12 protein-coding genes are annotated in these 12,685 nt (G+C 59.9%); 4 read left to right on the top strand and 8 right to left on the bottom strand.

The window, feature by feature from the left end; genetic code table 11:
• Positions 1-4: 4 nt before the first annotated feature.
• The 5 genes from RTCIAT899_RS15235 to RTCIAT899_RS15255 all read right to left on the bottom strand — a co-directional run bounded on the left by RTCIAT899_RS15235 (position 5) and on the right by RTCIAT899_RS15255 (position 5,782).
• On the bottom strand, positions 5-403 hold the full coding sequence (locus RTCIAT899_RS15235; RefSeq protein WP_015341132.1) for an NAD(P) transhydrogenase subunit alpha part 2: 399 nt from the start codon (positions 401-403) through the stop codon (positions 5-7).
• Position 404: 1 nt separating this feature from the next.
• On the bottom strand, positions 405-1,568 hold the full coding sequence (locus RTCIAT899_RS15240) for a Re/Si-specific NAD(P)(+) transhydrogenase subunit alpha (protein ID WP_015341133.1): 1,164 nt from the start codon (positions 1,566-1,568) through the stop codon (positions 405-407).
• A gap of 110 nt (positions 1,569-1,678) precedes the next feature.
• The gene (locus RTCIAT899_RS15245; protein ID WP_041677669.1) at positions 1,679-1,903 is read right to left on the bottom strand and encodes an aa3-type cytochrome c oxidase subunit IV; all 225 of its coding nucleotides are present in this window, start codon (positions 1,901-1,903) and stop codon (positions 1,679-1,681) included.
• 228 nt (positions 1,904-2,131) lie between these two features.
• Positions 2,132-4,447, bottom strand: a complete 2,316-nt coding sequence (locus tag RTCIAT899_RS15250) for a putative bifunctional diguanylate cyclase/phosphodiesterase (RefSeq protein WP_015341135.1) — start codon at positions 4,445-4,447, stop codon at positions 2,132-2,134.
• A gap of 228 nt (positions 4,448-4,675) precedes the next feature.
• The gene (locus RTCIAT899_RS15255; RefSeq protein WP_015341136.1) at positions 4,676-5,782 is read right to left on the bottom strand and encodes a TRAP transporter substrate-binding protein; all 1,107 of its coding nucleotides are present in this window, start codon (positions 5,780-5,782) and stop codon (positions 4,676-4,678) included.
• Between the two features lie 293 nt (positions 5,783-6,075).
• Between RTCIAT899_RS15255 and RTCIAT899_RS15260 the strand changes: the two genes are divergently transcribed.
• A complete protein-coding gene (locus RTCIAT899_RS15260; protein WP_015341137.1) occupies positions 6,076-6,864 on the top strand; it encodes a gamma-glutamyl-gamma-aminobutyrate hydrolase family protein in 789 nt (262 codons plus the stop codon).
• Here RTCIAT899_RS15260 and RTCIAT899_RS15265 read toward each other — a convergent pair whose 3' ends face one another.
• From RTCIAT899_RS15265 to RTCIAT899_RS15275, 3 genes are all read right to left on the bottom strand, one after another.
• On the bottom strand, positions 6,865-7,833 hold the full coding sequence (locus RTCIAT899_RS15265) for a 2-hydroxyacid dehydrogenase (RefSeq protein ID WP_015341138.1): 969 nt from the start codon (positions 7,831-7,833) through the stop codon (positions 6,865-6,867).
• A 41-nt stretch (positions 7,834-7,874) separates the two neighbouring features.
• On the bottom strand, positions 7,875-8,894 hold the full coding sequence (locus RTCIAT899_RS15270) for a LacI family DNA-binding transcriptional regulator (RefSeq protein ID WP_015341139.1): 1,020 nt from the start codon (positions 8,892-8,894) through the stop codon (positions 7,875-7,877).
• A 118-nt stretch (positions 8,895-9,012) separates the two neighbouring features.
• Positions 9,013-9,525: a MarR family winged helix-turn-helix transcriptional regulator gene (locus RTCIAT899_RS15275; protein ID WP_015341140.1), complete on the bottom strand. Its 513-nt coding sequence runs from the start codon at positions 9,523-9,525 to the stop codon at positions 9,013-9,015.
• An 86-nt stretch (positions 9,526-9,611) separates the two neighbouring features.
• Between RTCIAT899_RS15275 and RTCIAT899_RS15280 the strand changes: the two genes are divergently transcribed.
• The 3 genes from RTCIAT899_RS15280 (at position 9,612) to RTCIAT899_RS15290 (ending at position 12,621) form a co-directional block, all read left to right on the top strand.
• Complete coding sequence (locus RTCIAT899_RS15280) at positions 9,612-10,403, top strand: creatininase family protein (RefSeq protein WP_015341141.1); 792 nt, start codon at positions 9,612-9,614, stop codon at positions 10,401-10,403.
• Between the two features lie 140 nt (positions 10,404-10,543).
• Positions 10,544-11,632, top strand: coding sequence for a CobW family GTP-binding protein (locus RTCIAT899_RS15285; protein ID WP_015341142.1), 1,089 nt, complete (start codon positions 10,544-10,546; stop codon positions 11,630-11,632).
• A complete protein-coding gene (locus RTCIAT899_RS15290; protein ID WP_041677670.1) occupies positions 11,632-12,621 on the top strand; it encodes a WD40 repeat domain-containing protein in 990 nt (329 codons plus the stop codon). The genes RTCIAT899_RS15285 and RTCIAT899_RS15290 overlap by 1 nt, the downstream gene beginning before the upstream one ends.
• Positions 12,622-12,685: the final 64 nt, after the last annotated feature.

Raw genomic sequence — 12,685 nt, forward strand, 5'->3', positions numbered from 1 at the left:
GCCCTCACTTGTCCTTCTTCTTGTACATCGCCAGCATGCGCTGGGTGACAAGGAAGCCGCCGACGATATTGACCGAGACGAGAACCAGCGCCACGAAACCGAAGCCCGTGGCAAGGCCGCTCGCCGAAATGCCCACGGCCAGCAGCGCACCGACGACGATGACAGAGGAGATGGCGTTCGTGACCGCCATCAGCGGCGTATGCAGGGCCGGCGTCACCGACCAGACGACGTAATAGCCGACGAAGATCGCCAGCACGAAAATCGCGAACTGGAAGACGAAGGGATCGATTGCCCCGCCTGTTGCCGCGCACACAGTCTCCGGAGCCTGCGCTGCGGCTGAAGTGACGGCATTAACGGCATCATGCAGTTGCTGCAGTGCCTGGTCCATCGCTTGACTGGCCATCTCAGAGATCTCCCTTCTTGATCGTCGGCTGGTCGGGATCGACGAAGTTCGGGTTCACGACCTCGCCGCCGTCGGTCAGCATCGTCGCCTTGATCAGCTCATCGGTTCGGTTGACGGCGAGGCTCTTCGTATCCTTGTCGACCATCGTCTCCAGAAAGGTCACGAGGTTCTTCGCATAGAGAGCCGATGCGCTGGCCGCGATCCGGCCGGCCATGTTGGGATAGCCGACCACCCGGACGCCTTCGACCTCGGCGACCTTGCCATACTCGGCGCCTTCGATATTGCCACCGCGCTCCACGGCCAGATCGACGGCGACGGCGCCAGGGCGCATCGCCTTCAGCATGTCGCGGCTGACGAGACGCGGCGCCGGCCGGCCGGGGATCAGCGCCGTGGTGATGATAATGTCCTGTTTGGCGATATGATCGGCAACGAGAACAGCCTGCTTGGCTTGATACTCCTTCGACATTTCCTTGGCATAGCCGCCGGCGGTCTCCGCCGCCTTGAATTCCTCGTCCTCGACGGCGACGAATTTTGCTCCGAGCGAGGCGACCTGTTCCTTCGCAGCCGGACGAACATCGGTCGCCGAGACCTGCGCGCCGAGACGCCGCGCGGTCGCGATCGCCTGCAGGCCGGCAACCCCTGCCCCCATGACGAACACTTTCGCCGCCGGCACCGTCCCCGCCGCCGTCATCATCATCGGCAGCGCCCGATCATAGACGGCTGCGGCCTCGATGACCGCCTGATAGCCGGCGAGGTTTGCCTGCGACGACAGGACATCCATCGACTGCGCACGGGTGATGCGCGGCATCAGTTCCACGGCGAAACTCGTCAGCCCGCGACGCGCCATCTCGGCAAGCGCTGCCTCATTGCCATAGGGATCCATGATAGCGATAATGATCGCGCCGCTCTTGTAGCCGGCGATTTCCTTGGTCGTCGGGCGCCTGACCTTGAGGACGACGTCGGCCGCCTTTGCCTCCTTGATGGAGCCTATCCGCGCGCCGGCAGCTTCATATTCGGCATCCGGGATGCGCGATAAGACACCCGCACCAGCCTCGACCACGACATCAAAACCGAGGCTCCTCATCTTCTTTGCCGTCTCGACGGACGCCGCAACACGCGTCTCCTCCACCACGCTTTCCTTGGCCACGAAAACCAGATTGCTCAACGACGACACCTCGCATCAGACGGCGCAGCTCCTGGATGCGGCGGCGCTGTAGCCTGCAGAATCATGGGAAAGCGCGGAAGATCGGCCCGCCATCTGTCAGCGCTGTTATATCAGCGCAACAGGACGACGCTGGCGATGGTCAGAACGATGAATATCAGGACGCCGCCGAGAAAGCCGGCATGACCGAAGAAACCGGCCGCCATGGCGATCAACAGGGCCGCAACGATCGCAGACCCAACTTTGGCGCCCGAGATGAAAAGATTGTAGGTCTTCTCATGCTCCTTGTAGTCCATGGGAGCACCCACTTCAGCAGGTCCAGTGTGATGTTCGGCCATTCAGAAATCTCCCCTCAATCCTCTCCCCGACAGATGATCTAGACTGCCGGCCGGAGCTCGTCCTCAAAAGCTGCGACATCCCGCAAGGGAAATACCGCAGCCAATTTCCTCTACCGAGGCGTTACACAAAGCGAGGAAAAATGCAATGCACGAGAAGGTCGCAGGTGGCCCAGGCGGATCGAATTGTCAGAGGATTCCAAATGCCTGCCACTGCAGCGCCGCCGCAAGCTATCGGACGACCTCGGGCGAGAAGAGCCTGCCCGCTCCCAGCTGCCGTTTATCGAGATTCGCAACCTTCTCGGCGACTTGCTCTGGGGTTATCGGAGGGGAAAATACATAGCCCTGGATGATATCCGCCAGGTTTCGCTCGACGACCAATGCCAGCTGCTCCAGCGTCTCGACACCTTCGATTACGACATGCAGGCTGAGCGCGCGAGAAAGATCGACGATGCCGCACAGCAGCTTGAAACGACGGCTGTCCGTCGTGATATCGCGAACGAAAGACCGGTCGATTTTCACGACATCCACCGGCAGCGTATCGAGGTAACTGAGGCTGGAAAATCCCGTTCCGAAATCGTCGATCGCAATCGTGATGCCTCTAGCCCGCAGATCGGCGAGAATGGAGCGGACGGTTGCCACCTCGTCCATCAGGCAGCTTTCGGTAACTTCGAGATGCAGGCGGGAGGGCTCAAGTCCCGACGTCTCGAGCGCCGCGATCACGATTTTGACAACCTCGTCATTGCGCAGATCCTGCGCCGAGAGATTGACTGAAACGGCGAGTGGCGCAGGCCATGAAACGCAATCGCGGCAAGCACGATCGACCATGAAGCGAGTGATGCCGGCAACGATGCCCATCTCCTCGGCAAGCTGCACGAAAAGATCGGGCGGGATCGAGCCCTTTTCGGGGTGAATCCAGCGCGCGAGCGCCTCGCAGCATTCGATGCGGGAGCCATCCGGCGTGTACATCGGCTGGTAGACGGCTTGAAGCCTGCCGGCTTCCACTGCCTCACGCAGGTCGTCCTTCAGCGTCTGCCGCTCGACATAACGTGCGTCCATTTCCTGCTCGAAGGCGCTGCAGCCACCCTTCATCCGTGACTTCGCCTCGAAGAGTGCGAGATCGACCTTGATCTGCCACTCCTCTGGGCGAAATTCCCGGCCGGGCATGGTCATATACCCGCCACTGGCGGAAACCCGAAAGCTGCTGTCCTCTGCATCATAGGTGCCGGCCATTGCCGCATGCAGGGCGCGGATGCGGCCATCGATATCCGGAACATCGTCCTCATTCGGAAAGAACAGCACGAATTGATCGCCGACAAGACGAGCGACAAGCACTGTCGTGCCGGCAAGCGCCTTCAAACGCTCGGCTACGGCAACCAGCAGACGATCCCCGGCAACATGCCCCTTGGTATCGTTGACATGCTTGAAATCGTCGATATCCAGAACAAGGATGCCGATGCGGCTTTCCCGGTTGCGCGCAGCCAGCTTTTCCTTGACCTGGTCCACGAAATATTCACGGTTCGGCAGCCCGGTCAAAGGGTCGTACCGCACCATATGCAGGATCTTGCGCTCAGCGCGAATACGCACCGTCACGTCTTCAAAGATCAGGATGACGATCCCATCGGCACGCCGGCTGGCCGAAAATTCCAGAAACTGATCCTCATTGAATTGAATGAGGGTTCGGGAAAGCGTGCCGCTGACGAGTTGGGCCAACTGCCGCTGAATGAGCCCGGGAAGCGATCCGTCGATGAAGGCGTGACGGGCGCCGTAACGTAGAACGACGTCGAATTCGCAGTCCTTGAGCCGCTGCGGATCGGCGAAATTGAGGAGCTCGCAGGCTTTGCGATTGACGACCAGAATCCGGTTTTGGGCGTCCAGCATGAACAGCCCGTGGGGCATGTTGTTGAGCGCGGTGTCGAACCTGTCGGCCATCAACGATATCTCGCGAGAGGCGACAATATTCCTGTAGAGGAATTCGCGCATGCCATTTGCCATCGCACGCGTGGTCAGCCCGAACGGGATGAGCATGAGGGAGGCGATTCCCTTGTAGAGTTCCTGCGACAGCAGGCAGGCGATGACAATCGGCACGCAGCAGGCCAGAATCTGAAGATCGACCGCACGAGGTGAGCCGTAGTTACGGCCGACGATCGACACCATGGACGCCATGGTGACGGCGACGCAGATGAATTCCGCCAGCGGATCGCGCAGGATGAGGATGGCATAGCCGCTTCCGATGCCAAGAATGGCGGCGGTGGCCGCGGCGCCGATGACATAACGTGTTTCCCAGCTAGCTATATCGGCGCGCGTAAAGCTATTCTTGTCGGCTGCGTCGAACTGCCGGAAAAAATTGATCCGTAAGCCGAAGACGATGGCAAACGCCACGCAAAAGGCCAGATAGATGCTGGCATATGTGCTCAGAAAAACGAGGACATACATGAGGATATGAACGAATACGCCTGTAACGAGCGTTTTCCGGTTTCCGAAAAGCGAACTGACAAACGACAGATAAATATCCGTCGGCACGGTGTCCGGGCTTGGAGGCTTCATTCAGACTTCCCCTGATGCGGCGGACACCGTAGTGGAAACCCTTTAAAATTTACTTGCCCGAACCGAGCCCGTCCGGAAAGATTTTTCACTCAAAGCGGCAGTTTAAATGGAAGCTCGACTGTGCCCAGCATCACGCTGGCATAATGATTCTCGGTACACGTTCACGTTGATATGATGTTAGATCACTAATAAAGGAACAATATATCGCCGAAGACTTATGAAATACGATTACAACTTGCCTGCCCGCTGTTGGATCATCATGAAGGTATCGAAGGTATACTCAGAAAGCTGCATCCACAGATAGGCATCCTTCTTATAGGCGACCTGGTCCTCGTAAATGCGCTTGAAATAATCGTTGGATTTCGAGAGATCGGCATAGAGCGCGCCGGCTGCCTGGAAACAGGCTTCCATGATCTCCTGGCTGAAGGGCCTGAGCGTCACGCCTTGCGTCACGATTTCCTTCAGCGCCTGCGGATTTTTGACGTCGTATTTCGCCAGCATGTTGGTGTTGGCGAAGGCGCAAGCATCGCCGAGAATTGTCTGATAAGGCTTCGGCAGGGCATTCCATTTTTCCAGGTTGAAAAAGGCATGCACCACGGCGCCGCCCTCCCACCAGCCCGGATAATAATAATACTTCGCGATCTTTTGCAGCCCGAGCTTCAGGTCGTCATAGGGTCCGACCCATTCGGCCGCATCGACGGTGCCCTTGTTCAGCGCGTCGTAGACGCCGTTGACCGCGATATCCTGCTGCGGCACGACGCCGATCTTCTCGATCACCTTGCCGGCCAGGCCGGCGATGCGCATCTTCAAACCCTTGAGATCGTCGAGCGTATTGATTTCCTTGCGAAACCAGCCGCCCATCTGCGCGCCGGTGTTGCCCGCGGGAAGCCCCAAGATGCCCTGTGTGGCATAGAATTCGTTCATCAGCTTGTTGCCGTTGCCCTGGTAGAACCAGGCGTTGGTCAGCCGGGCATTGAGGCCGAAGGGCAGCGCCGTGCCGATGGCATAGGTCGGATCCTTTTGCCAGAAATAATAGGAGCAGGTGTGCGCGGCATCGACGGCGCCGGCACTAACCGCGTCGGCCGCCTGTGCGCCGGGAATGATCTCACCGGCCTCATAGGTCTGGATGAGGAAATTGCCGTTGGTCGCATCTGAAACATGCGCGGCAATATCCTCCGCGCCGCCATAGATCGTGTCCAGGCTCTTTGGGAAGGAGGAGGTCATCTTCCAAGTGATCTTCGGATACTCCTGGGCAAGGGCCGGGGTCGCAAGCGCAGAAGCGGCGGCACCTGCGCCAACGGCTCCTGCCCGCCTGATGAAGGAACGGCGATCCATCGAATTCTCCCATACGGACGGCATTGCTGAGGAGCGGCACGCTCCCGTCACGGCGCAAGCGATGGAACTAACCACGCCTCACCCAGTCTTTCAAGTTAGCTCTCTTGCACCGCATTATGGCGATTCCTGTACATCCGCATGACGAAGGGAAACAAAGCCTTATGGACGCCGCTGCACGTTGCCGCCTGCGCCGTCTTCGCGTAGATTCGTGACGTAGATAACATGCCTTTGGATTGACATCATGATCGTCCCGAGGTCCAACGAACAAATGTCTGCAGCCTTCGGAGCCTCGCATGCCCAGACCGATCATCGCCATTCCCGCCGATATCCGCGAGTTCGATGGCACAAGCTGGCATGCGGTGCAGCTGCAATATGTACGCGCTGCCGTGAAGGCTGCGGGATTGATGGCATTGATCGTTCCCGCGCTGGAGGACGGCAACGAGGCGGACGCCATTCTCGACCGGGTGGACGGCCTGCTCGTTTCCGGTTCGGCGACCAATGTGCATCCGTCTCTCTATGGAAAAGAAGCAAGGGACAGCGATGGCCCTTTCGACCCGGCGCGCGATGCGACATCGCTGCCGCTCATCCGCCGCGCGATCGACCGCGCCATCCCGATGCTCGCCATCTGCCGCGGCATTCAGGAGCTGAATGTTGCGCTTGGCGGCACGCTTGCCAGCGAAATCCAGGACCAGCCGGGCATATGGGATCACCGCAAGCCACCGAATGTCGATCGCGATACGATGTATTCGATCCGCCAGAGCGTCTTCGTCAAGGAAGGCTCGTGTATCGCCCGTGTCGTCGGACCGGGTGAAGTGCGTGTCAATTCGCTGCATCGCCAGGCGATTGCCGATACGGCGCCGAGGCTGCAGGTGGAGGCACTCGCGGAAGACGGCACGATCGAGGCCGTCTCCGTTATCGGCGCCAAGGCCTTTGCCGTCGGCGTGCAATGGCACCCGGAATATTGGGCGGAGACGGATTCGCCGTCGCTGAAGCTCTTTACCGCCTTCGGCGATGCGGTGCGCGATTATGCGGCTGGCAAGGAGCGACCTGCGGCCGCTCCGTATCAGCAAAAAGCCGTCTGATCAGCCTCGCGCCTTGACCGGCGTTTCCGGCACCGGCGTCACAGGCTCACCCCTAGCGAACCATTCGATGATGTTGTCGGCGACGAGATCAGCCATGGCATCGCGCGTCGGCACCGAGGCCGAGGCCACATGCGGCAGCAGGGAAACATTCGGCAGCGAGAGATAGCCCATGGGGACATTGGGTTCGTCGTAGAAGACGTCGAGCCCGGCAGCGCCAAGTGTTCCACTGCCGAGGGCCGTTATCAGCGCGTCGTCATCGACGGACCAGCCGCGGCCGACATTGATGAACACACCCTGCGGCCCAAGCGCCGAGAGAATTTCGGCATTGATAACCTTGTGCGTCTCCGGCGTCTTCGGCACGATCGAAATCAGCGTGTCCACCGACTGCGCCATCTCCAGCAGCGTCGGATAGTAGTCATAGGGCAGCGAATCGCGCGGCGTGCGGGTGTGATAGCCGATCTTAACCTTGAACGGCTCCAGCCTTCTCGCGATTTCCAGGCCGATGCGGCCGAGACCGTTGATGCCGATGCGGCGTCCCTTCATGGAAAAGGGCGAGAGCGGGAAGGCTCCCTCCCTCGCCCAGCGCCCCTCGCGCAGCCAGGTCTCCGCCTTCGGAAACTGCCGCAGCGTGTTCAGCAGCAAGGCGATCGCGGTATCGGCGACCTCGTCGTTCAGGACGTCAGGCGTATTGGTAACGACGATCCCCTTCGAGGCGGCGTGCTTGACGTCCACGCCATCATAGCCGACGCCGAAATTGGCGATGACTTCGACATTCGGAAAGGCATCGATCCAGCCGGCATCGAAGCTGCCTGCAACGGCAACGCCGCGGATGCGGGCCGCGGTTTCCGCATCAACCTTCGGACCGCCATCGCGTTCGACGGAAACGATATCGAACTGTTTTCCGAGCCTTTCGAGGACACGCGGGTGTATCTTCCCCGGAACGAGGACGGCGATTCGACTATCGGACATGGATCTTTCCTCTTGAGATACGGTTCGGCACCGAACCGCTGCTAGCGAGCTTTATAAGGCGCCGTCGATTGGCGGATGCGCATTTCCGGCTTGATCAGATGAATACCGTCCGGTTCATGGCTTCCCGCCAGCCTATCCAAAAGCGCGCGCGCCGCAAGCCTTCCGACCTCGGCCTGCCCGTTCCAGACTGTCGTCAGGGCCGGCGTTGCGATCGCCGCCTCCTCCAGATCGTCATAGCCGGTGACCGAGATATCTCGCCCGGGAACGAGGCCGGCGCGTGAAATGCCGTTCATGAGACCTATGGCGACCAGGTCATTCCAGCAGACGGCCGCCGTCGGCTTCTGCGGCAGCGACAGGAAGTGCACCGCCGCCTCGAAGCCACCCTGTTTGGAACGTGCGCCGGGAATGCGCAGATTGGGATCGACCTCGATAGCAGCCTTGCGCAGCGCATTCACATAGCCCTGATAACGGTCGCGCCCAGTCGAGGTCTGGTCGGTGCCGCCGATCATCGCTATGGAGCGGTGACCGAGGCTGATCAGGTGATTGGTCGCAAGCGAGATGCCGTAGCTGTCGTCACCGCGAAAGGTCGGCAGATCCAGCGCTTCGATCTGTCGCGCGACGAGGATGGCCGGCATGCCGTTTTCCTCCGCCAGCTCGAAATCCTCCGGCGGCGTCCCGATCGCCGGCGACATGATGACGCCGTCGCCGCCGAGTTGCAGCAGCGTCTCGATGAAGGTCCGCTGCTTTTCGACGGAATCATAGTGATTGGAAAGGATGAAGGTATGGCGGCTGCGATCGAGCTCGCTTTCGATCGCCTTCAGGATTTCCCCGTAGAAGGGGTTCATGATGTCATGAACGACGACACCGATGATCCCCGATCGCGATGTCCTCAGGCTGGCTGCGCGGCGGTTGTAGATGTAACCGAGCGCACGAGCCTGGTCTTTGATCTTGTCACGCGTGTTAGTCGCCACCAGCGGGCTGTCGCGTAAGGCCAGGGATACCGTGGCCGTTGAAATACCCAGGCTTTCCGCAATCGTCGAAAGCTTTATCTTTTGCGCCACGCGCGCCCTCCCCGTGAAACGCAGCCGTAACATATTCCGATCGCTTTACGATTTCGGAATTTAAAATCTTTAATTAAAAGCTTTAATCACGCCGCGCAACACGAATTCTCAAGGATTCTCAGATTTCGTCTTCATCCTCGCCATCATCGCCGGCCTGGAGATTATGCTCGATGGTCTTGAGCAGGCGTACAAGCGAGCGGATGTCTTTTTCCGAGAAGCCGCGGGTCGCAAGCTCATCGCAGCTTGCCGCCGAACTTTCGATCTCGCTGACGCTGTTTCGCCCCGCTTCCGTCAGATAGACCTTGGTCAGGCGGGCATCGTCGGCATCCGGCCGCCGCTCGACAAAGCCTTGCGCCTCCATGCGGCCGATCGTGCGGGTCATCGTCGGCGCCTTGACGCCGAGCTTCTGCGCCAGCGTACCGGCCGGAAGACCATCGCTTGCCGCGAGCGCAAGAATGACGCCGTCCTGCCCGGCGTAGAGGCCGCTCGCCGTCAGGCTGCGCGTCATCACCGTGCGCATGGACCGCGCCGCCTGCGTCAAGGCCGGCGACAGATCGGCAAGCGTATAGTCCCGGTGATCCTTCTTCTTACCTGACTTACTTTTCTTCCCGACCTTGTTCTTTTTGCCCATCGTGATTCCGTTGACCTTTTCGCCGCTAAGTCATCACGCTATGACATTGCGCAGGTTACTGACATAAACAAGAGGTACACCCTCAGATGGCGCATCCTTTGCCATGTTTCGATGACAATGATGAAACATTGACGCCCGAAGAGCGAAGAAAATGGATCGCCGTACTGCCACTTGGCGCCTATGAGCAACACGGCCCACATTTGCCGTTCGAAACCGACGCGCTCATCGCGGAAGGAGTAGTCTCGCGTCTCAAGGTTGCCTTGTCGGCAAACCTGCCGGTCACCTTTCTCGCCGTCGAGCCGGTTGGCTATTCGATCGAGCATATGGATGTCGCCGGTACGCGGACGCTGGCTTTCGACAAAGCTGTTCGGCGGTGGCTCGGCATTGCCGAGAAGATGAACAATCTCGGCATTCGCAAATTCATCATGCTGAATGCCCATGGCGGCAATTCTCCGCTGATGACCATCGTAGCGACGGAAGCGCGCGTGCGCTTCGACATGCTGGCGGTCGCCACCAGCTGGACGCGTTTCGGCGTGCCGGATGGGCTGATCTCGCCTGATGACAAAGCCATCGACATTCACGGCGGCGATATCGAGACATCGGTCATGCTCGCCCTCCATCCGGAGAAGGTGGACATGTCGAAGGCGGCGAACTTCCCATCGCGCCAATCCGAGTTCATCGAGAACTTCAAACATCTGCGCGCCTATGGCCCCAATGCTTTCGGCTGGAAAATGTCCGATCTGAGCAGCCAAGGTGTGGCCGGCAACGCAAGCATCGCGACGGCCGAAAAGGGCGAAAGGCTGATCTCGCACGCTGTCAAAGGTCTCGTCGAACTGCTTGAAGATGTCGACCGCTTCGATATATCGACGCTGTCGTGACTGTGCGGCCAAATCGTCTCTCCGCAATCCAATGTGATCTTATAACATACAAAAGCCTTTGAACTGACGTCTCCAACTCCTTATATGGAACCCGACCAATATCTGCCCCCCGGGGCAACCTTCCATATTTCGAGGCTCCCATGACCGAAACAGCCACGCAAAAGCCCGTTCCCGTCACCGTTCTCACCGGCTATCTCGGCGCCGGCAAGACGACGCTGCTGAACCGCATCCTCTCCGAAAACCACGGCAAGAAATACGCCGTCATCGTCAACGAGTTCGGCGAGATCGGCATCGACAACGACCTGATCGTCGAGTCGGACGAAGAAATCTACGAAATGAACAATGGCTGCGTCTGCTGCACCGTTCGCGGCGACCTGATCCGCGTCGTCGAAGGCCTGATGCGCCGTCCCGGCCGTTTTGACGGCATCATCGTCGAAACCACCGGCCTTGCCGATCCGGTTCCGGTCGCCCAGACCTTCTTCATGGATGACGATGTCCGCGCCAAGACCGAACTCGACGCCGTCGTCGCGCTCGTCGATGCCAAGCACCTGCCGCTGCGCCTCAAGGACAGCCGCGAAGCCGAAGACCAGATCGCCTTTGCCGACGTCGTCGTCATCAACAAGTCGGATCTCGTAACGCCGGAAGAGCTGGCCCAGATCGAGGATATCGTGCGCGCCATCAACCCGGCCGCCCGCGTCTACAAGACGACCCGCTCCGGTGTCGATCTCGCCCGCGTGCTGAACCAGGGCGCCTTCAACCTGGAACGTGCTCTGGAAAACGATCCGCATTTCCTCGAGCACGGCCATGAGGATCATGTCTGCGGCCCGGATTGCGATCATGATCACCACCACCATCATGATCATGACCACGATCATCACCACCATGATCATGACCATCACCACCACCACGCGCCTTCGCCGATCCACGACGTCACCGTGCAGTCGGTTTCGCTGCGCGGCGGCGAGATGAATGCCGAGCGCTTCTTCCCCTGGATCCAGAAGATCACGCAGACGCAAGGCCCGAATATACTCCGCCTCAAGGGCATCATCGCCTTCAAGGACGATCCGGAACGATACGTCGTCCAGGGCGTGCACATGATCATCGAAGGCGATCATCAGCGTCCGTGGAAGGATGGCGAAAAGCACGAAAGCCGCCTCGTCTTCATCGGCCGCGAGCTCGACCGCGAAAAGCTGGAACAGAGCTTCAAGGCGTGCGAGGCATCCGCCTGATGCCGACTGTTGCTCCGCTTGATATCGACGGCCACGTTCTGGCCGTCGAATTTTTAGGTGATACCCCCTTCTTCGCCAGCGCCGCCGGCGCGATCCATCGCCTGGAAGGCGGGGAGAAGATCACCGAAGCTCATCATGGGATGCTGACCTGCATCCGCGATCCCTATAGCGAGAGCCTGATTTCGGGTGGCGAAGACGGCAAGGTGCTGCGGATCGCGGCCGACGGCAGCGCGACGACGCTCGCCGAAGCCCCGCGCAAATGGATCAGCCAGCTTGCCGCCGGCCCGCAGGGCGCTGTCGCCTATTCCCATGGCAAGAGCACTTTCGTGCGGCTCTCCGACGGGACGACGAAAGAGTTCCCGGAAGAACGCACCGTCGAAGGCATCGCCTTCGCTCCCAAGGGCCTGCGTATCGCCGTCGCCCGCTATAACGGCGTATCCCTGCATTGGGTGGGCATGAGCGCGCCACCGGTCAATCTCGAATGGAAAGGCGCCCATACCAGCGTCACCTTCTCGCCGGATGGCCAGTTCATCGTCACGACCATGCAGGAAAATGCCCTGCACGGCTGGAAGATGGATGCGAAGCCGGGTGCCGAAGCCCGACACATGCGCATGACCGGCTATCCCGCCAAGGTGAAGTCGCTCTCCTGGTCAAACAAGGGCAAGTGGCTCGCCTCGTCGGGCGCACCGGCCGCGATCGTCTGGCCCTTCCAGGGCAAGGACGGCCCGATGGGCAAGGCGCCGCTGGAGCTCGGCACACGCGCCAACATCATGGCGACCTCGGTGAAATTCCATCCCGTCGAGGATATTCTCGCCATCGGCTTCATCGACGGCATGATCCTCGCGGTCCGCATCGGCGACGCCAAGGAAGCGCTCTTGCGCCGGCCCGGCAAGGGTGCGATCACATCGATGAGTTGGAGCAAGTCCGGCAAGCTGCTCGCCTTCGCCTCCGAAGCCGGCGACTGCGGCGTCGTGGATATCTCCGGTTAAAGCAATTCCAGGAAAAGTGCGCAGTGGTTTTCCGTCCGGAATTGCGTGAAAACAGTGACATGCA

Origin of the sequence: Rhizobium tropici CIAT 899 (assembly GCF_000330885.1) — a bacterium.
GTDB classification, from domain to species: domain Bacteria; phylum Pseudomonadota; class Alphaproteobacteria; order Rhizobiales; family Rhizobiaceae; genus Rhizobium; species Rhizobium tropici.

Excerpts from the sequence above, each read along its gene's own strand:
- RTCIAT899_RS15235 (WP_015341132.1), bottom strand. The coding sequence starts at position 403 with ATGGCCAGTCAAGCGATGGACCAGGCACTGCAGCAACTGCATGATGCC.
- RTCIAT899_RS15245 (WP_041677669.1), bottom strand. The coding sequence starts at position 1,903 with ATGGCCGAACATCACACTGGACCTGCTGAAGTGGGTGCTCCCATGGAC.
- RTCIAT899_RS15250 (WP_015341135.1), bottom strand. The coding sequence starts at position 4,447 with ATGAAGCCTCCAAGCCCGGACACCGTGCCGACGGATATTTATCTGTCG.
- RTCIAT899_RS15255 (WP_015341136.1), bottom strand. The coding sequence starts at position 5,782 with ATGGATCGCCGTTCCTTCATCAGGCGGGCAGGAGCCGTTGGCGCAGGT.
- RTCIAT899_RS15260 (WP_015341137.1), top strand. The coding sequence starts at position 6,076 with ATGCCCAGACCGATCATCGCCATTCCCGCCGATATCCGCGAGTTCGAT.
- RTCIAT899_RS15265 (WP_015341138.1), bottom strand. The coding sequence starts at position 7,833 with ATGTCCGATAGTCGAATCGCCGTCCTCGTTCCGGGGAAGATACACCCG.
- RTCIAT899_RS15275 (WP_015341140.1), bottom strand. The coding sequence starts at position 9,525 with ATGGGCAAAAAGAACAAGGTCGGGAAGAAAAGTAAGTCAGGTAAGAAG.
- RTCIAT899_RS15280 (WP_015341141.1), top strand. The coding sequence starts at position 9,612 with ATGGCGCATCCTTTGCCATGTTTCGATGACAATGATGAAACATTGACG.
- RTCIAT899_RS15285 (WP_015341142.1), top strand. The coding sequence starts at position 10,544 with ATGACCGAAACAGCCACGCAAAAGCCCGTTCCCGTCACCGTTCTCACC.
- RTCIAT899_RS15290 (WP_041677670.1), top strand. The coding sequence starts at position 11,632 with ATGCCGACTGTTGCTCCGCTTGATATCGACGGCCACGTTCTGGCCGTC.